We start from the raw sequence: 24,767 nt of genomic DNA, 5'->3' as shown, positions 1-24,767 counted from the left end.
AAAAGGTTTTCTTAAAGTTATTGTTAATTTCCAAAGGATTATTTGTTTTTTTATGATAATTAACTCAAGATAAAAAATGATACTAATTTTTGATATAGACTTGATAAAAATACCTAGCCCCGATTGAAGCAATTGTTTGAGCTCTTTTTTGTTTTTTTCAAACAAAAAAAGCGAGTGCGGAAAGCGGGAAATAGCTTCAAATAATTATAAAAAAAAGCTCGAAATATTAATTTCCGAACTTTTTTGTATTTTAAAATTGAATAACTCTTAAGAAAAAATTTCGTTTAATAATTTAGCTAAACGCAATCCTCCTTTTTGTAATTGTTCTCTTACCACAGGAAAATAATCGTACGAATAACGGTAACTTAATTTATCGCCCGATTTTACCGAACCATATACTTTTTGAGTAAGTTTATGCGTATCTTTCATCCAATCAATTACATCACCATTTTGAAGTACTTTAATTTGTTCTTTTGATAAATCCTTTGCGTTATCAGCTAATTCAAGATAACTCATATCCCATTTATCTATTAAACCACTATCCCAAACTCTGTGTAAATTAGAGCCTTTACCGTGCCATTTTACCTGTATCGTATTTCCTCCTTTATCTTCTTTTTGTCCAATATGCATTGGCTGATGTAAATCGCCCATTAAATGTACTAACATTTTCAAATAAAAACGTTTGTTTTCAATAGTACTTTTATCATCTTTTAAAATGGTTACACATTCTTTAATTCCTGTAATTAAATCTCCCTTCGGATTTTTGGCTACCTCATTATAATTTGCATCTAAAGGCATATTTACATAATGCCAAGTATAAAACTTTCCGTATGTTTTTCTATCAGATTTTATTTCATCGGCATAAGTAGATACAAATGCTAAACTTTCGCCTTGTAATAATTTATCAATTTGTCGTTTTGCTTTTTTTGTTAAATTATTTTCAGCAATTTCACCTGTAACTCTATGTCCTGTTGGACCCCAAAAATATTCATTATTTGCAATAGTTGATGCACTTATTAAAAATGTACAAAACAGTAATAACACCTTGGTTTTCATAAATAAATTGAAATTAATTTTCTACAAAAATATACAATTATTTATATAGAAATTTGGATTTAACAAAAAATTAAACATATCTTTACGATATCATTTTGATATCAATTTAAATTAAAGAAAATGCAAAAAGAAAAAATCATCAATCCAACTAACGGTTATTTAATGTTCGGTATCGTGTTACTCCTATTAATTAGTGGAATTGTATTGTCCGTACTCAATGAAAATATTGCTTTTATATTACTATCGGTATTTAGTTTTATACTCTCTCTTGGTTTTATTCTTGTAAACCCTAACTCATCAAAAGTGTTATTATTTTTTGGTAAATATGTAGGAACTGTAAAAAAGAACGGTTTATTTTGGGCAAATCCTTTATATAAAAAGAAAACAATTTCGTTACGAGCAAGTAATTTTGATAGTGAACGCTTAAAAGTAAATGATAAATTAGGTAATCCTGTAATGATTTCAACCATTTTAGTATGGAAAGTTACCGAAACCTATAAAGCAGCTTTTGATGTTGACAATTACGAAAACTTTGTACGTGTACAAACAGATGCTGCCGTACGTAAATTAGCAAGTATGTATCCGTATGATAATTTTGCTGATGAAGGACATGAAGAAGATATTACACTACGATCAAGCGTAAATGAAGTAAGCGAAGCTTTAGAAAAAGAGCTTGAAGAACGTTTAGCTATTGCAGGTATTAAGGTTTTAGAAGCACGTATTGGTTATTTAGCTTATGCACAAGAAATTGCAAGCGCAATGTTAAAACGTCAGCAAGCAACTGCTATTGTTGCAGCACGTCATAAAATTGTACAAGGTGCTGTAGAAATGGTTGAAATGGCTTTGGAAGAATTAAATAAAAGACAAATTGTAGATTTAGACGATGAACGAAAAGCAGCAATGGTTAGTAATTTATTAGTCATTTTATGTGGTGATAAAGAAGCTTCTCCTGTTGTAAACACTGGTACTTTAAGTCATTAATAAAAAATAAAACGATGAGAGTATTTATAGAAAAACAAAAATTTACACAATGGTGGCACTCAAAAAAAATAGCGCGTGATTACAGTTATTACACTAATAATAGTCGGTATTTTTAATATTATCATTTATTTTGCAAAAAAATAACGATGGCAAAAAAGAAAGCATTCGCACTTCGTATAAATGAGGACATGATTAAGGCTATTGAAAAATGGGCTGCTGACGAATTTCGTTCTACAAACGGACAAATTGAATGGATGTTAATGCAAACACTCAAACAAGCCAAACGTGAACCTAATAAAAACGAAGAATAACAAATCTAACTATTAAAAGATGGTTACATACTTATTTTAATTTTAGTATTTTTGATTTAAAATTTAGTAAAACTAAATCTCCTACAAACCAATGTAGGAGATTTTAATTTTTAAAAACTTATTTATGAACAAAATATTTATACTCTTTATTTTTTTATACTCACTAAAAAGTATTGCTCAAAATAATTCACAAAAAAATCCAGAAAACCAATTAGGAATTTGGTATATGTACAATGGTTCACACCAAGTTTCAAATAAATTTAGTTTAAAAACAATGGCACATTTTCGCTTCTTTGAAATAGGTGATGATATACAGCAATTTATTGGACGTTTTGGAGGTAATTACAAAATAAACAATAACATAAGTGCTACTTTAGGATATGCTTTTTTAAATACAGATGCTACTTTTAAAGCTAAAAACGGCGATACTAATGAGCATCGTATTTATGAAGATTTTAATGTAAAACATAAAATAAACACTCTAGCTTTTAGCCATAGATTTAGAGCCGAACAACGTTTTTTCAATACAAAAACGGCTCATCTTCTACGTTATCAAATAGCCTTAAATTATCCATTAAATAATAAATGGGATGCCTTTATATATAATGAAACTTTTTTCGATTTTAACGGTGAGCCATACAATCAAAATTGGTTAGGAGCAGGTTTTAAATACAAAGTTTCAAAAGCAATAAAACTAAAATTAGGATATCAAAATATAGTAACAAACCAAAATGCTAACTTTAATAGAATACTTTTAGGTCTTATAATTAATACAAATCATCAGAAAAAATAATAATTATTAGTAGCTATTTCCCGCTTTCCGCACTCGCTTTTTTTGTTTAAAAAAACAAAAAAGAGCTCAAACAATTGCTTCAATCGGGGCTAAAAATCTTTACACTATTTTAAATTTTATTTTTTAAAAATTATATAAATTAATACGATTAAAACACTTTAATACGTAAAATATTAAAATGTAACTCGTATAAAAACCTATTTTAGCAAAAAACTTATTTAAAAATGACCGCACCAATAATAACAAACGATGCAATTGTCTTTGGAATCTTAATGATTTCTTTAGGATTTGTATTTTATACTGAATCTAAAACTGCTGGGTTTTGGCATAAATTCTATAAAATAGTTCCAGGACTTTTTATGGCATATCTTGTACCAGCACTTTTTACCACTTTTGGAGTAATTTCTCCAGAATGGGAAACTACAAATGTAGCTGGTGAGATAATTAAAGGAAAATCTCAATTATATTATGTAGCCAGTCGTTTTTTATTACCCGCTGCCCTAGTTTTAATGACAATAAGTATCGATTTAAAAGCTATATTTAACTTAGGTTCTAAAGCCTTAATTATGTTTTTTACAGGAACTTTAGGAATTATAATTGGTGGACCAATTGCTATTTTGTTAATCTCTATATTTTCACCAGAAACTGTCGGTGGTTCAGATTTTGATGCCGTTTGGCGTGGACTTTCTACACTTGCAGGAAGTTGGATTGGCGGAGGTGCAAATCAAACAGCAATGTTAGAAATTTATCAATATAATCCTCAAAAATACGGAGGAATGGTATTTGTTGATATTGTTGTTGCTAACGTTTGGATGGCAATTCTATTAATAGGAATTGGTAAAAAAGATAAAATTAATAAATGGTTAAAAGCAGATACCTCAGCTATTGAAGAATTAAAAGAAACAATGTCTACCTTTACAAAAAGCGTACAAAGAAACCCTAGCTTAACTGATTTTATGATTATGTTAGCAATTGCTTTTGGTACTGTTGGATTTGGACATTTTGCTTCGGGGTATTTAAGTGCTTTTTTTAGCGATTTAGTAGCAGGAATCGAATCGCAAGGATGGAGAAATATTTTTTCTTTCTTAGGTTCTGGTTTCTTTTGGTTAATTAGTGTTTCAACTATTATTGCTATTGGATTATCATTTACAAAAGCAAAAAACTACGAAGGTGCTGGAGCTAGTAAAATAGGAAGTATTTTTATTTATCTTTTGGTTGCTTCTATTGGTATGAAAATGGATTTAACAATGATTTTTGATAATGTAGGCTTAATTGCAATTGGTATAGTTTGGATGAGTATTCATGCAGGTTTACTAATATTAGTCGCTAAATTAATTAGAGCTCCTTTTTTCTTTTTAGCTGTTGGTAGTCAAGCAAATGTTGGTGGTGCTGCTTCTGCTCCTATTGTTGCACAGGCATTTCACCCTTCTTTAGCCTCTGTAGGTGTACTACTAGCGGTGTTTGGTTACGCAATAGGTACAATCGGAGCAATTATATGTACAATTTTAATGGAATTATCTGCTACTTTATAAGAGAATTCAGCATATTTGCAACTCAAAAAATTATAATCATATGAAAAAAATTATCGCAATTTTAGCGTTTTCTATACTTGCTTTTGCTTGTTCTTCTAAAAAAGAAGGTAACATGGTGGTAAAAGGTCAAATTAAAGGATTAAAAAAAGGTACTTTATATCTTCAGAAAATGAAGGATACTGCATTAGTTTCTGTAGATTCTGTAGCTTTATTAGGTAGTGGGAAATTTACCTTAACAGATGATGTAACGTCACCTGTAATGTATTACCTAACTTTTGATGGAAATACAGAAGATAAACATTTAATGTTTTTTGGTGAAAAAGGTGAAATTACTATTAACGATAAATTAGAAGAGTTTGGTTTTAATCCTGAAATAAAAGGATCTAAAAACCAAGATGTAATCGCTAAATTTCGTGAAATTGATAATAAATTTAAAGATCAACGTTTAGATTTTATTAAAAAAGATTTTGAAGCTCGTGCAGCTAAAGATCCTGTTTTAGTTAAACAATTAGAAGATGATTATAAAAAAATGATGCGTCGTCGTTTTTTATTTTCTACAAACTTTGCTATTGCTAATTCAGATAGTGAAGCAGCTCCTTATATTGCTTTATCTGAATTATTTGATGCCAATGTTATGTTATTAGATACTATTAATAACAGCTTGTCTGATAAAGTTAAAAAATCTAATTACGGGAAACGTTTACAAAAATTTGTAAGTCAGATAAAAGAAAAAGAAGATAAATAATTTTTTATTTTTCTTAAAACAAAAAACTCGATACTATTTGTATCGAGTTTTTTTATATCAATATTAAAAATAAATTTACTGAATTTTAAAAGAAATTATAGGTAAAGCACTATGATTAGCAATGTCTTCAGAAATACTTCCTTCAAAGAAATGAGAAATTCCTTTTCTTCCATGAGTAGCAACAGCTATAATATCAGCATTACTTTTATTTGCATAATATAATACCCCATCTTCAACTGAATAATCAGCAATAATTTTTACATCTTTTGCCTTAGTAACATCTTCATTTGCAGCTTCAAAAAATAGTTGCATTTTAGCTGTAATTTCAAGACTACTTTTAAATTTTGCAGTAGGTGTATTTACATATATTAATTGTAAATCACAATTTAACTTTCCGAAAAAAGCTTTTGCTTTTAAATAAGGAGCAACATCATCATTAGAAAAATCACATGCAAAAACAACTTTTTCAACTTTACTTGTAATTGCTTCTTCTTTAACAACTAATACAGGTCTGTTTGCGTAACGAATTACTTTTTCAGTATTTGATCCTATAAAAATTTCTTCTAAACCACTTGTTCCTTTAGAACCGATTACCAATAAATCTGCATTTTCTTCTTGAGCTAATGTATCTAATTCACTAAAAACTTTAAAGTGTTTAATAATTGGTGTTACTTTTAAATCTGATAAATAATCTTTTTTCAAAAATTCAGTAAACCTTTTTTCAGCTAATTTTAGGTAAAAAATTGTTTCGTTTTGAGATGACATTTCTGATTGATTAATTACTGCATTCGAAAGCTCAAGCATATGAACTGCAATAATTTCAGTATTATTTTTTTTAGCTAAAAAAGCAGCGGTTTTTAAGGCGTTTTCTGAATGTATTGAAAAATCTACGGGTACAATTATTTTTTTCATTAGTATGATATTAAGGTTTAACTTCTAAAGTAAATCTACAACGTATTAATTAAAAAAAGTATGATTTTTATCATCTATTTTAACTAATGACAACCTTGCACCGAAGTAGATAAATCGTTTATTTTTTGTGGAGAAACATAAGGAATACCTAAACCTAAACCACGTAAAATAAATAGTAAACCAATAATAACAACTATATAAGGAATTATTTGTTGAATTCTTTTTCGGACTAATCCGTTAGCAAAATTACCTACATAAACAATAATTGTCATTAAAGGAATAGTTCCTAATCCGAAGATAAACATATATAAACTTCCTGAAAAAGCATTTGTGGTGGCTAATGCGCCAAAAACAGCCATATAAACCAATCCACAAGGTAATAATCCATTTAAAAAACCAATGGTAAAAAAAGTGTCGTTACCTTTCTTTTTAAGTTCTTTTCCAAGAGATGATTTAACTTTCATGACCAATTTATTAATCGGTTTTGAAAAATTATATTTCTGAAAAGTTTTTGGTATAAGAATCACCAAAATCATAAGAACTCCCACCAAAATAGAAAGTTGCTGTTGAAATCCGAAGAAATAAAAACCTTTACCCAAAAAACCGAACAACAATCCGATTAAACTATAAGTAAATAATCGCCCAAAGTGATAACTAAGAATCTGAAAAAACTGTTTTACAGGGTTTTTTCTATCAACAGGCAACATAAAAGCGATAGGTCCACACATACCGATGCAATGAAAACTTCCTAATAAACCAAATATGAGCGCAGAAAGAAACATTAATAAATTAATTCTTTCTCAAATAAATAAGGCGTATTTTTGTATTTCCACGAAACAATAATGTTCCAACGACCATCCAATAAGCGTTTCTCAGGCACGAGCAAATATGTATCAGAAATTGAAATAGGTATTTCAAAATCCAATTGCTTATTAGATGGTCTATATAGGAACACTTTTCCTGTAATATCTTTAGGATTAAATTCTGTTGGAAAATAGATTTTTAATCCTTCTGATACTTTTTTTACTTTAATATTTTCTGTTAAGTTTTTTGCATTTTTTGTAGCATCTATATTTCCTTGAAATTCTAATTCTTTTTGATAATACTCTTCAGATACCAAATCGTGATTAAAATTTTTACCTGTACTCATTGATATAACAAAATATAATATAAAACTCATAAATGCAATAATTGCAATTACAATACCCGTGCCCCAGTTTAGTTTCATTTCTTTATTTTTTATGTTCTTATGTAAACATTATTATCTATAACTTCTTGGTCCTAAAAAGTTAGTTTTAGTAGTTTCTATTAATTTATCACCACTATAAACGCCAATTCTAAGGTTTACTTTTTCTTTTTTCATTTCTGATTGATGTAACTCTACAAATAAAGTTCCTTCTGCTAATCCTTGTTTAGGAATTTCAAAATTTTGATGTGTTACCGTTTCTATTTTACCTTTATGAGATAATAATTTGTAACTTACATTGTCAATCTGTTTTGTGGTTTTATTAATAACTTTATAAGTATAAATATTACTAATTACTCCATTTTCTTTATGCTGATACAATTGTCCTGGTAATCTTAAAATAGTTGCTTCAACATCGTTTCTTAAAAATAACATTCCTATTAAAACGGCTATTAAAATTCCTAAAACAGCGGTATAACCTTTCATTCTGGCAGTAAACTGAAAAGGTGTTTTCTTTTCAATATTTTCTTCACTTGCAAAACGAATTAATCCTTTTGGTAAACCTACGTTTTCCATCATGTCATCACATTCATCAATACAAGCAGTACAATTTACACATTCTAGTTGTGTTCCGTTTCTGATATCAATCCCCGTAGGGCAAACATTTACACATTGAAAACAATCAATACAATCTCCTTTTCCTGTACTTGCTCTGTCTTCTTTTTTTCTGAATTTACCTCTACCTTTTTCACCTTCTCCACGTACATGATCGTACGCTACATTAATTGTTTTATTATCTAACAAAACACCTTGTAACCTACCATAAGGACAAGCAATAATGCAAACTTGCTCTCTAAACCAAGCAAAAATAAAATAGAAAACTCCTGTAAAAATCAACAATGAAATTAAAGTACTCGTATTGTCAAGTGGATTACCTGTTACATAATTAATAACAGTATCTCCACCAATTAAATAAGCTAAAAACACGTTTGCTATTAAAAATGAAATGATAAAAAAGATAAACCATTTTAACAGTCTTTTCTTAATTTTTTCGGCATTCCAAGCTTGTTTTTCTAAACGAATTTGTTTTCCTCTATCGCCATCAATCCAATATTCAATTTTTCTAAAAACCATTTCTAAAAAGATGGTTTGCGGACAAATCCATCCGCAGAAAATCCGACCGAAAACAACGGTAAATAAAATAATAAATACCACGCCAACAATCATGGAAACCACTAATAAATGAAAATCTTGTGGCCAAAAAGGAAATCCGAAAATATTAAACTTTCGTTTTATAACATTAAATAATAAAAATTGATTCCCATTAATTTTGATAAATGGAGCTGCTAATAAAATTAACAGTAAAAAATAACTAACGTACGATCTGTATTTATAAAATCGTCCGCTTGGTTTTTTAGGATATACCCAAGCACGCTTCCCTTCATTATTGATGGTACCTATACTATCTCTAAATTGCTCGTCCTTGGGTGTCTCCATTATCAACTATTAAAAAACCTAATAAGGTATTATTATTTATTGTACACTATCTTTTACTTGTGTTACAACCTCAACTACAGGTTTTGTATCATCTTTAAATAACTCTCCTTGTGGTGGTTTTGGTTTTGCAGGTGTAGTCCCTTGAAAAGCCATGATATAACTTGCTACTTTTTGAATGTCTTTTGGTTTTAAAGTTTTACCCCATGCAACCATTCCTTTTCCATCTCTACCTCCATTTGTAATAGTTGTAAATATGTTTTTAATTCCACCACCTAAAAGCCAATAATTATCTGTTAAGTTAGGACCTATACCACCACCACCATCACCAATATGACAAGCAGCACAGTTTAAATTATAAACTGCTTTACCTCTTTTCAAATCGCTTTCAGATGTTAAAACAGTAACTGTTTCAGCATCAATAACCGCTTCTTTTGATGTTGATTTATAAGCTGCTAATTCTCTTTTAGCTACAGCTACAGATTCGGCATATTCCATTTCTTGTGTATAACCATCTAAAACTTCAAATCGCACTAAATAAACTACTGCAAAAATTATAGTTCCATAAAACATATACACCCACCATGGTGGTAAATTATTATCTAGTTCTTTAATTCCATCATAATTATGGTCTAGTATAATTTCCTCTTCTTCTTCTACGGCTTTTGTATCTGTCCATTTTTTGATTAACTCTCTAGCCCAAGCAAAACTATCTATTTCATCAGGATTTATTCCTGCTTCAATCATTGCTGTTTTTTCAATTTTTATTACTCCTACAATTGTAAGAATCTCTTTAGCTAAAAGAACTAAACCAAATGCTATAATTCCAAGCCAAACCAATGGATTTTGTAAAATGTCAAACGGATTTTCGTAAGAACTAATTGCTTTTGCTAATGCAAATGGCGTTAAAAAAGTAAATAAAAATGATATTGCCGATTGAACTCTGGTATAGTTTTTTGGCATTAACTCATTTGCTTTATTAACAACAGTATTAGATAATACTTCTTTTAAAAGTACTACTAAACCAAATCCAATAGTAATATATAAAATTATTGAATTTTCTAAAAAGTTAAAGGGCTCTTCATATGCCTTAAATGCCTCTGCTAAAATAAATGGCATTGAAAAAACAAAAAGAAAAGATACTATGGATTGAATATATTTTTTCATAATAATTTGTTTTAGTCATTTAAAGGTAAATTACTTACCTTACTTATATACTCTTTTTTGGCTGTAAATACCCACCAAAATAATACCATAAAAAAGGTAAAGAATATTGTTAATGAAATCATTGGGTATATTTCTATACCCGTAATGCTTTCCATATGATTTTTTACGAATTTTAACATAAGTGCTATTTTTTAGTGCTTAATTGTCTTTGAACATCTTTAACTTTAATATCTGTACCTAATCGTTGTAAGTAAGAAATTAACGCTACAATTTCTCTATCTTTCATTTCGATAAAAGTTTGCCCATTATCAGCTGCATATTTTTTATCCGAAGCATAACTTTTAGCAAAATCAGGATCTTGATGTAAGTTCTCTTGAATCTTAGCTCCTTGCGCATCCATATTAGCTTGTGCATTTGCTATTTCTTCATCAGAATAAGGAACTCCTAAAGTTACCATTACTCTCATTTTATCTTCAGTACTACTTTTATCTAGTTTACTTTTAACTAACCATTGATACGCTGGCATTATAGAACCTGGCGAAGTACTTTGTGGGTCATACATATGATTTAAGTGCCAGCTATCAGAATATTTACTTCCGACTCTATGTAAATCTGGTCCTGTACGTTTAGATCCCCATAAAAATGGATGGTCATATACAAATTCACCAGCTTTAGAATATTCTCCATATCGCTCAACTTCACTTCTAAATGGTCTAACCATTTGAGAGTGACATCCTACACATCCTTCACGAATATAAATATCACGTCCTTCTAATTCTAAAGGCGAATACGGTTTTACACTTGAAATAGTTGGTATGTTAGATTTTACTAATAATGTTGGCACAATCTGAACAACTCCACCGATTAAAATTGCTATTGTTGCAAAAACTGTTAATTTGATTGGTTTTCTTTCTAACCAAGTATGCCATCCTTCTCCTTTAGTTCTATTCTTAGATACTTTTGTTAAAGGTGCTGCTTCTGCTAAATCATCAGTAACATCACTACCAGCTTGTACAGTTCTTATCATGTTATATAACATTACAAAAGCTCCTACAATAAACATACTTCCTCCAATAGCACGCATCCAATACATTGGAATAATTTCGGTTACTGTTTCTAAGAAGTTACCATAAGCTAATGTTCCATCAGGATTAAATTGTTTCCACATTGATGCTTGTACAAAACCTGCAACATACATTGGTAATGTGTACATAATAATTCCTAAAGTACCAATCCAAAAGTGAAAGTTTGCTAAAGCTGTAGAATATAATTTTGTTTTAAATAATCTTGGAACCATCCAATAAATCATCCCGAAGGTAAAGAAACCATTCCAAGCTAATGCACCAACGTGAACGTGAGCAATAATCCAATCAGAAAAATGCGCAATTGCATTTACATTTTTTAATGATAACATTGGTCCTTCAAAAGTTGCCATACCATAACCAGTAATTGCAACTACGAAGAATTTTAAAACAGGATCGGTACGTACTTTATCCCAAGCACCACGAAGTGTTAATAATCCGTTTATCATTCCACCCCAAGACGGAGCTAATAACATTATTGAAAATGCAACTCCTAAATTTTGAGCCCAAGTTGGTAATGCAGTATATAATAAATGGTGAGGTCCTGCCCAGATATAAATAAAAATTAACGACCAAAAGTGAACTATTGATAATCGATAAGAATATACAGGTCTGTTTGCTGCTTTCGGAACAAAATAATACATCAACCCTAAAAATGGCGTTGTTAAGAAAAATGCTACGGCATTATGTCCGTACCACCATTGTACCAAAGCATCTTGTACACCTGCGTACACTGAATAACTTTTCATGAAACTTACAGGCAATGCTAAACTGTTAAAAATATGTAATACTGCAACAGTTACAAAAGTTCCTAAATAAAACCAGATTGCTACATATAAATGACGCTGTCTTCTTTGTAAAACCGTCCAAATCATATTGACACCAAAAGCCACCCAAACTAGCGCAATTGCAATATCAATAGGCCATTCTAACTCGGCATATTCTTTTGAACTTGTATATCCTAAAGGAAGTGTTATGGCGGCGGCTACAATAATTAATTGCCATCCCCAGAAATTAAAATTACTTAAAAAATCACTCGCCATCCGTGCTTTTAGCAATCGTTGTAACGAGTAGTAAACTCCTGCATAAATAGCATTTCCTACAAAAGCAAAAATTACTGCATTTGTATGTAACGGACGTAAACGACCAAAACTTAACCATGATATTCCGTCTGTAATATTTGGGAATAAAAACATTAATGCCAATAATAAACCGACTGAGAAACCTACAATTCCCCAAAGTAGTGTGGCGTAAATGAATTTTTTTACGATTTTATTATCGTAATAAAATTGTTGCATTTCCATAATTTAATTGAATTTAATATCTATTGTTAATTATTGTTTTTTTGTTTCTTCTTTTACTAATTCGTCATCAAAAAGCATACGAACTGATGGCGTGTACGAATCATCGTACTGTCCATTTTTTACTGAAACAATAAATGCAATAAAAAAAATTAGTGCCACTAAAATACTTAGTGTAAGTAGTAAGTAAATAACGCTCATATCTTGCCTGATAATTGTACTACAAATTTACTTTTGAAGACTTTCTTAAAATATGATATTTGTCATATTTTAAAGTTTATTTAGTATTTTCATAAAAAAACACATCAAAAAAGAAGAAGAAAATTACTTTTCAGCAATAAAGCAAAAAACCTCTTTTTAAGAGGTTTTTTGCTTTATTTATACTCATTTAAAGAGTATGTATTCTATGTATATTTTACCAATCTCTATTTCCTGCTAATATTTCAATATCAGTATTTTCATATCCATATATTTTTGAAATATTTTCAAAATCAGACATTATTGATTCTCTAGCTACAGTTTCAATTTCACTTTCATTTTTGTAAAATTCATCTTGAAGTTCATTAAGTTCTTCAACATATTTTTCTCCTATTTTATATAAACCTTCTAAGTTTACTATACTTTGAAATTCAATTTCTTTACAAAAATTCAATAAAATATCTTTACATTTATCTACTAAAAAATCAGGAAAAAAATTATCAGAATACATGTCTTTTAAAAAGTTATATTCTTGTGCTTTTTTATTTTTTAACTCTTCTACTTTCATTATATATTTTTTAATTTATCGGCTAAAGTAATCAATATTAATATTGTTTCTTCTTCAATAAAAATGCAGCAAGAATACCTGCCACAGCTCCAAAAAGATGTCCTTCCCATGATATATGACTTTTTAAAGATGGAACTAATCCCCAAATTAATCCACCATAAACAACAGCTACCGCAATAGAAACAAGTATTGGAATAAACTTTCGTTCTAAAATACCGTTTGCAATTAAAAATGAAGCAAGACCATATATAAGTCCACTAGCTCCAATATGATTTGCACTTCTAGCAAACATCCAAACAAGCATTCCTCCAACTAAAATGATAAATATAATTACAGACAATGTTTTCTTCGGATAAAAAAAATTAAGCACCGTTAACAATACGATTAAAGGAAGTGTATTTGAAATTAAATGCCAAATATCAGCATGTAAAAAAGGTGATGCAAAAACACCAATTAATCCATTAAAAGTACGTGGTATAATTCCGAATTTAGTAATCGGAATAAAAAAACTTACAGCATGAACAACATATAAAAAGACTATTAATTGAATAGTATATTTGTGTTTTTTAGAAATCATACATTAATATTTTTTCCACAATGTGGACAATTACAATTTTTTTCTTTAATTTTTTCTTCGGATTTTTTTAACTGTTTTTCAGATTGAATTTTATCAATAAAAGCCGAACTAATAATTCCTGTTGGAAGTGCTACAAAACCAATTCCGATTAAAGCAATAACACCGCCTAATAATTTACCCCAAGGCGTTACAGGATACACATCACCATAACCAACAGTAGTTAATGTTGCTACTGCCCACCAAAAAGCATCGCCGATACTTGCAAATTTTTCAGGTTGATCATCATGCTCTATATAATACATTAATGTAGATGATAAAATCATTAATACAAAAGTGACAAAAACAGTCATAGAAAGTTCTGCTTTTGTTTCTTTAAAAATATATTTTATTGTTTTTAATGACCTTGAATATCTACTTAATTTAAAAATTCGTAGCAACCTAAATAAACGAAGAATACGTACAATTCTTAAATCGAAAGGAAAAATAAAAGGTAAATAAAAAGGAAGTATTGCTATTAAATCGATAATTCCTAAAGTAGAAAAAGCAAAATTTAAACGTTCTTTTTTATTTTCTTTTGTAATATCAGAAACCCAAATTCGGATAAGATATTCAATAGTAAATACCGCTACAGAAAACACTTCAAAAAAATAAAAAAAAGCGCTATACTTTACATTTAATTCTTGATAAGACTCAAGAATTAAAGCAATAATATTCATCACAATAAGCGCATAAATAAACTTAATAAAATACTTATTATAATTAATAAAATTACGTGCTTTCTTTTTCATTAAACCCAATTTTTCTTAATGTGTTTAGCAATTGATTTTGATAAACTATTTACCACTAATGCTTTTTTAGGATTATTTTTATGATAGATAATCCATACTTTTTTAGTTCTAATTTTTTTTAGAGTACCTAAACAAGTAGTTACATATTCTGTTTCTTTATCTTCAGAAAAGTAAGCGAATTTAATTCGATAACCGCTTTCACCTTTTACATTATTAGAAAAATAGAGTTCTTTACCCAAATATCGTCCTTCGGTAATAATACCATTACTTAAAATTGTAATTTCTTTTACAGTATTTCGAATATATAATCTAAAAATAAATAAGGTAATTAATGGAAATATCAAATAATAAAAAAATGGATTTCCATTAGGTATGTAATCAAAATTTTTAATAACACTATATGTAGGTTTTTCAATATTATAAATAATATTTACCTCATCACCTATTTTTAAATTAGCTGTAGAATTATAAGATACCCATCTATGATATTCTTTATCAATAGTATATTCAAATTCATAGGCTTTTACCATTGCTTGAAATTGGTCGTCTTCTATATCTGTAAAATATACTTCTGTAATAGTTGCTTTTGTTTCGTTTGTATTAATATTCAAATAAAAACACTCTCTAAAATCAATATTTTTCATATTAGATTTAAGCGATAAAAAACTAAAATAAAGAAGAATAAGTATAAAAATTGTAGAAAACCCTCTGTAAAGCAATCTAATTTTTAAATTTATAGGAAGTGATTTTGTAATTTTTTTATGCATCTATATGATTTATTTTATTGATAAATAAATCTAGCTTTTCTTTACTACAACTACTCAATTCAATATAACTTTTACCACTTTCTGGAAACGTATGTATTGCTAAATGACTTTCACCTAACAACCAAAAACAAGTATATCCTTGCTTAGGAAAATGATGTTCATTAAAAAGAATAATTGTAAAACCAGCCTCTTTTAATAAGTGCTCATAAGTTGTTTTTAGTGATTTTGGCACAGTACAACTATCCCAAATTTTATGACTGTATATATTTGCTTCTATATGTTTGTAAGATGTATTCATAATTAATATAAATCCCAATTACCGTTTAAATAATATTTATAAAGAACGGGATTGTGTACTTTATTAACTTCAATACTATCTTTAGAATTAAAAAACTCTTTTCCAAAAGATGTTATCAATTGCATTGCTTCGTTATTTATCCAATTGGTTTTAACATTTTTGAATTCAATTTTTCGTAATTTATCTTTTAACTGATTTGAACTAATATTCTTGTTTTTTGTTCCAAGTATCCAGCCCCATTCTCCCATCGATAATACTTGATTATGAAGTTTTACCGTATTAAAACCAGCAGATATTATTGTTTTATCAATACAATTATAGGCATTTGTTGCAAAATATGGACTTCCTGCTTGTGTAATAATTAATCCGTTAGGTCTTAATTTTCTGTTACAAAGTGAATAAAATTCATGTGAATATAATCTTCCTAATTCAATATTTCTAGGGTCTGGTAAATCAATAATAATGATATCGTAAAAATCACCTTTATTTTGTTCCAAATGAATATAAGCATCTTTGTTAAAAATACTCAATTTATCATTTTTCATGCTTTTTTTGTTGATTTTCTGCAATACAGGATGATTCAGCCCTAAATCCGTCATTTTTGGATCTAAATCGACCATATCAATTTTTTCAACACTTTTGTATTTTAATATTTCACGAACAGCACAACCATCACCACCACCCAAAATTAATATTCTTTGCGGATTTGGATGTAATTGCATAATCGGATGCACCAACGGTTCATGATACATTTTTTCATCAATAGAACAAAATTGCAAATTTCCGTTTAAATATAACCAATGTTCATTTTTCCATTCGGTTACTACAATTTTCTGATATTCTGTTTGTTCAGCATAAATAACTTTGTCTTTATATTTCTTTTGTTCTCCCCATTGAATAATCGGTTTTGTAAAAGAAATACCCGTAATTAAAAGTCCAAAAACAACGATTAAAACTGCTTTTAAACTAAAAACATGACGCTTATTTATCTTTTCTTTAAATCGATAAAAAACAATTAACGCAACTAAAAAATTAATGATTCCTAATACAAAAGGCGTATACGCTAAACCTAATATCGGCAAACCGATAAAAGCAAAAAATACCCCACCGATAAGACTTCCGTAGTAATCTTTTTCTAAAATAGAGGAGATATTACTTTTTAAATCTTCATATTCTTTATTTATCCGAACAACTAACGGAATTTCTAACCCAATAAGTAAACCAATAAGCATACTTAAAGAATAAATTACAAATCCATAATAATCACTTACCGAAGCCAAGGTATAAACCAAAACTGAAGAAAATGCCACAATTAAAGAAAGTGATATTTCTAGAATTAAAAAATTTTGAATTAAGTTTTTTTTGATTAATTTACTCAATCGACTTCCTAAACCCATGCAAAAAAGCATCAGGGAAACAATCATCGTCCACTGAAAAATTGAATTTCCAATAAAATAAGTTGCTAAGGTAGATAAGGTATATTCAGCTACTATTCCTGCAAATCCTGTGGCAAAAATAGCAGCTTTTAATACAAAAGAATTTTGTTTTAAATACTCCATGTAATTAATATAGCAGCACCGATGTAAGCAAAAGCTTCCATTAACCCTGCACCAATATTTGGTTTTTCTTGATTGATAATTTCATCTGTAAGTTTTCTTCCTGGTAATAAAATTTTATCAGCAAAAAGACGCATTATTGGCAATAATAAACAGCCTAATAATGTTTGTAAACTAATATCAATAAGCGTTGTTGTCCAGTCTAAAAATGGGTCTAAAATTGCATTCATTGTGATAATTCCAATAGCAAGTATAGCTCCTGAAAAACTAACTCCAGCAGCAACATTGTCTTTTTCTATTTCATTATGAATATCATAACCCATCCAAGCAATAAACACTTTAGAACCGATTATAAGTACTATGTTTCCTATAGTCCAATAAATTAAAAAAGTTAAAATACCTGATATTAATGTTTCCGATTCACCAATTAAAGCACCATATAAAATAAGTCCGTTTGCAATATAAATTGATGCTTCAATAACACCTGCACCTTCATTTTCATCAGTAATAATTTCTTTCTTTAAATCGAACTTATTTAAAATTACTTTATTGCTAATCCAAACCGATAAAAGCAATAACGCTATGGCAATTATTCCGTAGATAAAAATATGCTGAATATCAGTTATAAAACCATAACTTTCGCCAATAATAGCACCGCCAATAACAATAATTAAGGCAGTAAAATATCCGACATAAGAAATAATAAATGCAAAATTATCTTTTTCAACTAATTCATCTTGAATATTAATCTTCGGATTTAGCATTTTATACGCTATTTTTCCAAGGATAAAAATGATAAATCCACTTATAATATATCCTAAGGAATGATATATTTCTATAATATTTATATATTCGTTAATGTATTGATTCATGTTTACGAGCATTTTATACAATTATTTACCATATCCTCCACTTCTAGAGCGAGAAGAACTTGAACTACTATATCTGTTACTACTTCTTGTAGTTCGGCTAGAACTTCCATAACTTTTACTAGAGCTATATCCTTTCGATCTTAAAGAAGTCGCACTTCTTTTTACGTTGGTCCTTACCTTATCTTTAAATGATTGAGGTTTAGAATTCCAAGTACTACTAGTATTTCCTGTTGATGATGTTCCGTAAGTCTTATTTCTTCCGTAATAACTAGTTCTTCCCTGATTATTAGTTCGATAATGGTCATAATCATTTCTACCATAACTACGATTTGAACCACCTAAAAGGCTACTCATAAAATGATATTGTCCATAAAATGCCCAAAAAGACGAACCATTACTTTGTCTTTCCCAACTTCCGTATTTTTGATTTCCTACATAATTATTATAACCAGCAGGAGTCGATTTTTTATCTAGAACACCATTTTTCTTTGATAAAACGGTCATTCCTAAATCTTTTTGATGCTCTTCAAAAGTTATTGCTGAAACTTTTTTCCAATCTGTACGTTTTATATCAAAATCATCTTCTACCGATTCTGTTGTGTTTTTCTTTTTCTCAATAATGATTTTATATTTATGAAAATAAGCATCGCTATCTTCTTTATAATCCATATCAGTTAGAATAACACTGTAATTTTGCTCGTCAATATAAGTAGTAATAATTTCATCTAAAGGAGATTTAAGGTACTTTTTTCGTTCTGCTCCACAAGAAACCACAAGCAAAAGTAAGCTTGAAATAATTAATGTTTGGAATATTTTCATTGTAATTAATTTGAAACCAAATTTAGTATTTTTAGTATTAATAAGTATCTGCAACAGGCAATATATTAGAAATAGCAAGTTCGCTAATAATAATCCCTTTAGTTACTTCAAATTCTTCTTCACCATATTGTTCTATACAAAGTGTTTTTTCTTCATCTTCGTCTAAATAATCATAAGAAATTAATTCTTCCCATTCTGAATTATCAATTTCCTTGCAAAATCCTGGTGATTTTTCATCCAAAAAATAACGAGTTCCTTCAAAATCAATTTTTTTAGGTGGTTTTTGATTTTCATCAATATAATCACAGACCGTTTCGCCTAATTTTCTTAGTTTTATTTTTTCTGATAAAGTAACTACTAAACCTCCATCATCTTCAAGATGTAAAAACTTTTCAGTAGTTCCATTTTTGATAACAAATTCACGAGTAAAATAATCATCTCCCCAATCATATTCAAACAAAGCTGTAACTGTCCAAGTTTCTATGGCATATTCAAAAATATATCCTTTTCCTAAATCTCTAATCGTAATATTAGTCGGATCAAAATGTCTTTCTGGTTCTTTTTTCTTTAAAAAATCAAATATTCCCATGTTGTATTATTTTTTATAAAACTAAATAAATTTTGTTAAGTAACAACTTAATGATATTCATTAAATTATTTTAATGTAACCTTTTTTAACAAATAAGCTCTTCTTTATTAAAAGAAGAGCTTATTTTATCAAATGAAATTATTGATAATTACTTTTAAATAATTTTACAATCCCATTTGTTTTTTTAACTCTTCAAGATTGCTTGCTGCACTTGTTTTTTTAGTACCTAAAGCTTTATCAAGTTCTTCATCAATACTTTTCGATTCGTTAGCAATATCTCCATAAGCTTCGGCTAAAGCTTCTTCTTCGGATACTTTTTCTTTCATTTTTTCTAGCATATTTACAGTACTAGAACTATCGATTGCCGCCATTTGTTTGTTTAAATTCTTGGTTGCTTTCGAAACTTTTACACGAGCTTTAAGGGTTTTTAATTCATTTTCCCATTTACTGATGTTATTTCTCAAACTATTAACATTGGTTTCTAATTGAGAAACCGATTTCGAAAAATTAGTAACCTCAATAGTACAACGATTAACGTGTTCTGTATTTTCTTCTTTTTTAACTAAAGCTTCCGTTGCTAAACGATCTGCATTTTCAGCAGTAAGCTCTCCTTTTCCAGCTTTTTGTAAAATCAACATTGCCTTATTTTGATAATCTTTGGCTTTTGTTTCGAACTGTGTTTTATCATTTGTAGAACGAATTAACATGGCTTTTACCTGCGCAAGACCTTCCATCGCTTCTGTTAAGTCATTTTTCATGTCCTTAATACCCTGCTCTGTCATTTTGATAGGATTTTCCATTTTGTCAATTGCAGAGTTTGCTTCTGCTTTTCCTACATTAAATAATCTTCTAAATATATTCATAATATGTTTTTTTAGTGTGTGTGTGTGTTAATTTGTATTTTTAATTATGCTTTAGAAAACTGAATGATGTTTTCTGAATATTCACTTAATAATAAACTCAAAGAATTTATAGAACCTTCCAATTCGTTTAAATCAAGGTTTTCAATTTGTAGCGTATCTCTAAAAATCACTTTCGTACCTGTTTCATCTAAAACAAAAGCACCATGAACGATGTCTCTATTTTTTTGTAATAATTGTTGAAAAATATTTTCATCAGGATTTGTGATTTTGAAGATATATTGTTCAATAATTAAAACTGGATTTGCAATTCCAATAATCAAATTATCAATACCTTCATCTTGATTTTGAATCATCAAAATACCTTCTTTTTTATCTTCATGAGTAATATTGTAATTTAACTCAAGTAAGTAATTTTTAATAATGTTAAATTGTTTTTTCATCTATTTTATTCTTTTACAAAATTTCTTAAACTTATTAAGTGTTTTTTAGTTTCTCAGGATTATTGCTAATAATTTTAGAATATCCAGCTATTCTGTAATTTTAGTTTGCTAATTTTAGTACTTTTGGTCTGTCAAATATAATCATATTTAAGTAATCTGCAAATAAAATTAGCATATCATGTCATTTTTCGGAAAAAATATTAAAAAAATAAGAAGCGTAAAAGGACTTAGCCAACAAGCTTTTGCAGACATATTCTCTTTAAAAAGAGGAACTCTAGGTGCTTACGAAGAAAAAAGAAGCGAACCAAAAATTGACACCATCATAAAAGTTGCTAATTACTTTAGCATATCGATAGATGATATTCTAACAAAAAACATTACAGTTAATCAATTATTAAGCTTTAACGAAATCATTACTACAGATATCAATCAAGTTGTAAAAGCTAGTTTTACTGATATTCCTTTTGTAAACTCATTAAACAGTAAAATGTTTATCGATGATTTTAAAACCACAGAAAGCTATCAATCCTTACCTCTTATTAGAATGCCCGTAACAGCAAATGCTCCATTATTAGCATTTACAGTACATGATTTATTTATGGTTTCTAATGAGGAAGGTTTATTTCCTGGTGATGTTGTAGTTGGTGAAAGCGCTATTGCTGATGATTTAATTAAAGGAGATGTAGTAACTGTATTGGCAAATGATACGTTATTTATCAGACGTTATAACACTACAGATACAGGTTATCATTTATTAGCCGATCATATAAATATCGCTCCGATAAATATCCCTTATGGAACTGACATCCATTTTTGGAAAGTTTCTTATGTATTTTTAAAACAATATCCAAAATTCAATTCAAAATTAGAAAATCAATTAAACCAATTAAATACCGAACTAAAACGGTTGTCATTAAAATAATCTTTAAACAAAAAAACACGAAGCAATTGCTTCGTGTTTTTTATTCATGTTAAAAATATAAATGTGATTAATTATTCACTTTTACTTTATTTTTATTCCCTTTTACAATGTAAAAATAAGAACGTCTATTTTTTTGATGTTCAGCCTCAGTACATTGACTACTATTAGCATCATCACAATTATTTAATAAATTATCTTCTCCAAATCCTATAGCACTTGCTATCCTTTCTGATGATATTCCTCGTGATATTAAATAATCTCTTGTTGATTTGGCTCTCCTATCTGATAAACTTCTATTGTAATTCTTTGAACCTCGGCTATCAGTATGCGATTCTATTTTTATTACTAAATCAACATTCGATTTCATTACTGTTACAATATGTTCTAATTCATATTCTGCATCTTCGCGAATATTCGATAAATCAAAATCAAAATAAATTGGATTAATTACTATTTGATCTTCTACTATTAAAGATTCTAAGTTAAGATTCGCTACAACTACTTCTTTATTGATATCTAGTGTTTCGGTATCTTTATTCTTGTTTCTGTAATTTTCTTTTGATGCTACAACTACAAATTTCTTTTCACAGTCCATTTTTTCAAATAAATAAGCGCCTGTTCGTCCTGTCTTTTGCTCTAAAATAACCTCGCCTTTTGCATCCATTAATTGAACTAATGCATTCTGTATTGGCGCTCCTGTTCGTGAATCTGTAATAATTCCTTTGACATCTTCCTTACATTTATAGATACTAAAACTATAAATATCATCATCGCCTAGACCACTTTTTCGGTTTGAGGAAAAGAATCCATAACTATGAGCATCATTTATTACAAATGCAAAGTCATCTGAAGATCCATTTACTGGTGCTCCTAAATTTACAGGGTTAACATAAAACCCTGCTTCTATTTGTGATTCAAAAACATCCAAAGCTCCTAATCCTAAATGACCATCTGATGCAAAATATAATACATCATCACTTCCTACAAACGGAAACATTTCACGTCCTTCCGTATTAATAGTACGTCCTAAATTTTCTGGTGTACCAAAAGTATTATTTTCTAAAACAGAAACTTTATAAATATCTGTAGCTCCAAATCCATTTGGCATATCTGATACAAAATACAACGTTTTCTCATCTGAACTTAAAGCTGCATGACCACATGAAAATGAATCACTATTAAATGATAATTCAGTTACATTTCCCCATGAATCATCTATTTTATCTGCACTATAAAGCTTTAAATGAGATACTGCATCTTTATCTCCTTTTAATCGTTTTCCGTCATAATTATCGCGAGTAAAATAAGCTTTCTTACCATTTTTTGTAATGATAATATTTGACTCATGGTATTTTGAACTTAAATCATCTAGCATCGTTTTTTTCTCGACATCTAAAATCTTTTTCTCTTTGATATCTTTTTGCTTCGCTTTATAGATATTCAAATAAGGTTGTTTATTCCATTTGTATAATTTTTTATCCTTATCTGTTTTTGGACTTGTAGATGCAAAATAAAAATCATCTTCATAAATAAATCCGCCAAAATCAGAATACTTAGTATTACTTGATAAATTATGAATATTGATATATGTTTTTTCTTTATTTGAATATTCTACAAAATAATTCGAATTATTCTCTAAAGAAGCAACACGGCTATCTGTCCCATTTTTTGATTTTAATTTCAGTAACCATTTATCTGATTCCTCATTTTTTCCGTTACTTTTCAAAACTTGAGCATATCTAAATAAATGTTCTGATGAAGCGATTTCTTCATGAAGACTCATCAGTTTTTTATAGTTTTCTTCTGCCTTAGCTAATTCAAAATTAAAATAATGGGAATCGCCTAACCTACTTAAAACTAAATATGAATCATCTCCTTTATCATGAATCGATTGATAAAGTTCTCCAGCTTTTTTATATGCAAATTCTTTAAAGTACCTATCAGCTGCATATTTTCGTTGACCGAAACTTGCAGTACTTAACAATAGGATTAATATGTATAGTATGTTTTTCATTTTCCTAGTTTTTATATTAAAAGAATCTTGGTGATTTCAATGCTTGCTCTTTAAACATATCATATCGTAACATTACTTCATAAGTTCCTGAGTTATAATTACTATAATTTGAATTTGTTAAATCGTAAGCAAACCCTAAATACAAACTTTTACTTGCCTGAAAACCTAACAATGCACTGATTGAATCATCCCAACGCCAAGCCAAACCTGCCGTAAATTTCTCATTGAACAAAAAGTTTCCAGACACATCTATTGATAATGGCGCTCCGTTTACTGCCTTAGCTAAAACTGCTGGTTTAAATTTGATGCTTTCACTTAAATCGAATACATATCCTGCTATTAAGAATAAATGTAAACGTTCTTCAGCAACACTTCCGCCACCTTTAACATCATCATAATGTTCAGTACTTATAAAGTTTGGAATCGCTGCTCCTAAATACCAATTACTTGTATAATAATACAATCCTGCTCCTACTGTTGGTAAAAACTTATTGATATTATTACCTAAGTTTTTATCATCTCCATGTTGATATCTTCCCTTACTCCAATCTACATTTAAATGACGACCTCCTAGTTTTAATCCAAAAGCTAAATTTCCTTCATCACTGGTTCGAATTGTATAAGATCCATTGATATCTAAAAATATTTCACTCGCTGGACCTATTCTATCATTCGTTAAATTGACTCCTAAACCAACACCGCTATATCCTAGCGGAGTATCATAACTTAAAGTTTGTGAATCTGGTGCTCCATCGACACCTACCCATTGGGTTCTTCCTAATAAATTAATAATACTGTGTCCGTTGGACCCTGCATAAGCAGGGTTTACGGTCATTGTATTGTACATATATTGGGTGTACTGTGGATCTTGTTGTGCATTAATTCCGGCTATTACACATAGAATTAATAGTATTGAATATCTGATTTTCATATCGC

28 protein-coding genes are annotated in these 24,767 nt (G+C 28.9%); 6 read left to right on the top strand and 22 right to left on the bottom strand.

The window, feature by feature from the left end; genetic code table 11:
* Nucleotides 1–267: 267 nt before the first annotated feature.
* The gene (locus AB0T67_RS11030) at nucleotides 268–1,056 is read right to left on the bottom strand and encodes a S1/P1 nuclease (protein WP_369220348.1); all 789 of its coding nucleotides are present in this window, start codon (nucleotides 1,054–1,056) and stop codon (nucleotides 268–270) included.
* A gap of 120 nt (nucleotides 1,057–1,176) precedes the next feature.
* Between AB0T67_RS11030 and AB0T67_RS11025 the strand changes: the two genes are divergently transcribed.
* The 5 genes from AB0T67_RS11025 (at nucleotide 1,177) to AB0T67_RS11005 (ending at nucleotide 5,418) form a co-directional block, all read left to right on the top strand.
* Nucleotides 1,177–2,037: an SPFH domain-containing protein gene (locus AB0T67_RS11025; protein ID WP_369220347.1), complete on the top strand. Its 861-nt coding sequence runs from the start codon at nucleotides 1,177–1,179 to the stop codon at nucleotides 2,035–2,037.
* Nucleotides 2,038–2,183: 146 nt separating this feature from the next.
* Nucleotides 2,184–2,348 (top strand): Arc family DNA binding domain-containing protein, encoded by a 165-nt coding sequence (locus AB0T67_RS11020; RefSeq protein ID WP_271230496.1) that lies wholly within the window; start codon nucleotides 2,184–2,186, stop codon nucleotides 2,346–2,348.
* A 124-nt stretch (nucleotides 2,349–2,472) separates the two neighbouring features.
* On the top strand, nucleotides 2,473–3,141 hold the full coding sequence (locus tag AB0T67_RS11015; protein ID WP_369220346.1) for a DUF2490 domain-containing protein: 669 nt from the start codon (nucleotides 2,473–2,475) through the stop codon (nucleotides 3,139–3,141).
* A 224-nt stretch (nucleotides 3,142–3,365) separates the two neighbouring features.
* Nucleotides 3,366–4,673, top strand: coding sequence for a DUF819 family protein (locus AB0T67_RS11010; RefSeq protein ID WP_369220345.1), 1,308 nt, complete (start codon nucleotides 3,366–3,368; stop codon nucleotides 4,671–4,673).
* A 40-nt stretch (nucleotides 4,674–4,713) separates the two neighbouring features.
* Complete coding sequence (locus AB0T67_RS11005) at nucleotides 4,714–5,418, top strand: DUF4369 domain-containing protein (protein WP_369220344.1); 705 nt, start codon at nucleotides 4,714–4,716, stop codon at nucleotides 5,416–5,418.
* A gap of 75 nt (nucleotides 5,419–5,493) precedes the next feature.
* On the opposite strand, the gene AB0T67_RS11000 is transcribed toward AB0T67_RS11005, so the two are convergent.
* The 19 genes from AB0T67_RS11000 to AB0T67_RS10910 form a co-directional block, all read right to left on the bottom strand.
* Nucleotides 5,494–6,330 carry a universal stress protein gene (locus AB0T67_RS11000; RefSeq protein WP_369220343.1) on the bottom strand — a complete coding sequence of 279 codons (837 nt, stop codon included), beginning with the start codon at nucleotides 6,328–6,330 and terminating at the stop codon, nucleotides 5,494–5,496.
* 83 nt (nucleotides 6,331–6,413) lie between these two features.
* A complete protein-coding gene (locus tag AB0T67_RS10995) occupies nucleotides 6,414–7,112 on the bottom strand; it encodes a sulfite exporter TauE/SafE family protein (protein ID WP_369220342.1) in 699 nt (232 codons plus the stop codon).
* Entirely contained in the window at nucleotides 7,112–7,558 is a 447-nt protein-coding gene (locus AB0T67_RS10990; protein ID WP_369220341.1) for a FixH family protein, read from the bottom strand. The genes AB0T67_RS10995 and AB0T67_RS10990 overlap by 1 nt, the downstream gene beginning before the upstream one ends.
* Before the next feature lie 33 nt (nucleotides 7,559–7,591).
* Entirely contained in the window at nucleotides 7,592–9,013 is a 1,422-nt protein-coding gene (gene ccoG / locus AB0T67_RS10985) for a cytochrome c oxidase accessory protein CcoG (RefSeq protein ID WP_369220340.1), read from the bottom strand.
* A gap of 36 nt (nucleotides 9,014–9,049) precedes the next feature.
* Entirely contained in the window at nucleotides 9,050–10,177 is a 1,128-nt protein-coding gene (locus AB0T67_RS10980) for a cbb3-type cytochrome c oxidase N-terminal domain-containing protein (RefSeq protein ID WP_369220339.1), read from the bottom strand.
* A gap of 11 nt (nucleotides 10,178–10,188) precedes the next feature.
* The gene (locus tag AB0T67_RS10975) at nucleotides 10,189–10,356 is read right to left on the bottom strand and encodes a CcoQ/FixQ family Cbb3-type cytochrome c oxidase assembly chaperone (protein ID WP_271405915.1); all 168 of its coding nucleotides are present in this window, start codon (nucleotides 10,354–10,356) and stop codon (nucleotides 10,189–10,191) included.
* A 5-nt stretch (nucleotides 10,357–10,361) separates the two neighbouring features.
* Nucleotides 10,362–12,563, bottom strand: coding sequence for a cytochrome-c oxidase, cbb3-type subunit I (ccoN, locus tag AB0T67_RS10970; protein WP_369220338.1), 2,202 nt, complete (start codon nucleotides 12,561–12,563; stop codon nucleotides 10,362–10,364).
* Between the two features lie 30 nt (nucleotides 12,564–12,593).
* Nucleotides 12,594–12,761, bottom strand: coding sequence for a cbb3-type cytochrome oxidase assembly protein CcoS (ccoS, locus tag AB0T67_RS10965; protein ID WP_083501080.1), 168 nt, complete (start codon nucleotides 12,759–12,761; stop codon nucleotides 12,594–12,596).
* Between the two features lie 214 nt (nucleotides 12,762–12,975).
* Nucleotides 12,976–13,326, bottom strand: coding sequence for a DUF5713 family protein (locus AB0T67_RS10960; RefSeq protein WP_369220337.1), 351 nt, complete (start codon nucleotides 13,324–13,326; stop codon nucleotides 12,976–12,978).
* 37 nt (nucleotides 13,327–13,363) lie between these two features.
* On the bottom strand, nucleotides 13,364–13,903 hold the full coding sequence (locus tag AB0T67_RS10955; RefSeq protein ID WP_369220336.1) for a rhomboid family intramembrane serine protease: 540 nt from the start codon (nucleotides 13,901–13,903) through the stop codon (nucleotides 13,364–13,366).
* On the bottom strand, nucleotides 13,900–14,691 hold the full coding sequence (locus AB0T67_RS10950; protein WP_369220335.1) for an ion transporter: 792 nt from the start codon (nucleotides 14,689–14,691) through the stop codon (nucleotides 13,900–13,902). Before AB0T67_RS10950 ends, AB0T67_RS10955 begins: the two co-directional genes overlap by 4 nt.
* The gene (locus AB0T67_RS10945; protein WP_369220334.1) at nucleotides 14,691–15,335 is read right to left on the bottom strand and encodes a hypothetical protein; all 645 of its coding nucleotides are present in this window, start codon (nucleotides 15,333–15,335) and stop codon (nucleotides 14,691–14,693) included. Before AB0T67_RS10945 ends, AB0T67_RS10950 begins: the two co-directional genes overlap by 1 nt.
* Nucleotides 15,336–15,450: 115 nt before the next feature.
* Nucleotides 15,451–15,756: an S-adenosylmethionine decarboxylase family protein gene (locus tag AB0T67_RS10940; protein WP_369220333.1), complete on the bottom strand. Its 306-nt coding sequence runs from the start codon at nucleotides 15,754–15,756 to the stop codon at nucleotides 15,451–15,453.
* Between the two features lie 2 nt (nucleotides 15,757–15,758).
* A complete protein-coding gene (locus AB0T67_RS10935) occupies nucleotides 15,759–17,315 on the bottom strand; it encodes a polyamine aminopropyltransferase (RefSeq protein WP_369220332.1) in 1,557 nt (518 codons plus the stop codon).
* The gene (locus AB0T67_RS10930; protein ID WP_369220331.1) at nucleotides 17,303–18,184 is read right to left on the bottom strand and encodes a DUF350 domain-containing protein; all 882 of its coding nucleotides are present in this window, start codon (nucleotides 18,182–18,184) and stop codon (nucleotides 17,303–17,305) included. Before AB0T67_RS10930 ends, AB0T67_RS10935 begins: the two co-directional genes overlap by 13 nt.
* Nucleotides 18,185–18,205: 21 nt before the next feature.
* Nucleotides 18,206–19,003, bottom strand: coding sequence for a hypothetical protein (locus AB0T67_RS10925; RefSeq protein WP_369220330.1), 798 nt, complete (start codon nucleotides 19,001–19,003; stop codon nucleotides 18,206–18,208).
* Nucleotides 19,004–19,040: 37 nt separating this feature from the next.
* Nucleotides 19,041–19,592 carry a DUF4178 domain-containing protein gene (locus AB0T67_RS10920; protein ID WP_369220329.1) on the bottom strand — a complete coding sequence of 184 codons (552 nt, stop codon included), beginning with the start codon at nucleotides 19,590–19,592 and terminating at the stop codon, nucleotides 19,041–19,043.
* A gap of 164 nt (nucleotides 19,593–19,756) precedes the next feature.
* Nucleotides 19,757–20,455 carry a PspA/IM30 family protein gene (locus AB0T67_RS10915; RefSeq protein ID WP_369220328.1) on the bottom strand — a complete coding sequence of 233 codons (699 nt, stop codon included), beginning with the start codon at nucleotides 20,453–20,455 and terminating at the stop codon, nucleotides 19,757–19,759.
* A gap of 44 nt (nucleotides 20,456–20,499) precedes the next feature.
* On the bottom strand, nucleotides 20,500–20,895 hold the full coding sequence (locus tag AB0T67_RS10910; RefSeq protein ID WP_271230519.1) for a type III secretion system chaperone family protein: 396 nt from the start codon (nucleotides 20,893–20,895) through the stop codon (nucleotides 20,500–20,502).
* Between the two features lie 178 nt (nucleotides 20,896–21,073).
* On the opposite strand from AB0T67_RS10910, the gene AB0T67_RS10905 reads away from it, so the two are divergent.
* Complete coding sequence (locus tag AB0T67_RS10905) at nucleotides 21,074–21,817, top strand: helix-turn-helix domain-containing protein (RefSeq protein WP_369220327.1); 744 nt, start codon at nucleotides 21,074–21,076, stop codon at nucleotides 21,815–21,817.
* Nucleotides 21,818–21,884: 67 nt separating this feature from the next.
* On the opposite strand, the gene AB0T67_RS10900 is transcribed toward AB0T67_RS10905, so the two are convergent.
* Together AB0T67_RS10900 and AB0T67_RS10895 are read right to left on the bottom strand one after the other, a co-directional pair.
* Nucleotides 21,885–23,831 carry an OmpA family protein gene (locus AB0T67_RS10900; protein WP_369220326.1) on the bottom strand — a complete coding sequence of 649 codons (1,947 nt, stop codon included), beginning with the start codon at nucleotides 23,829–23,831 and terminating at the stop codon, nucleotides 21,885–21,887.
* 16 nt (nucleotides 23,832–23,847) lie between these two features.
* Nucleotides 23,848–24,762: a PorP/SprF family type IX secretion system membrane protein gene (locus tag AB0T67_RS10895; protein WP_369220325.1), complete on the bottom strand. Its 915-nt coding sequence runs from the start codon at nucleotides 24,760–24,762 to the stop codon at nucleotides 23,848–23,850.
* Nucleotides 24,763–24,767 lie beyond the last annotated feature (5 nt).

The organism is Tenacibaculum salmonis, assembly GCF_041053065.1.
GTDB classification, from domain to species: Bacteria; Bacteroidota; Bacteroidia; order Flavobacteriales; family Flavobacteriaceae; genus Polaribacter; species Polaribacter pacificus_A.
Note: the sequence above shows the minus strand (reverse complement) of the source record. Positions and strands in the feature narration are given on the sequence as shown.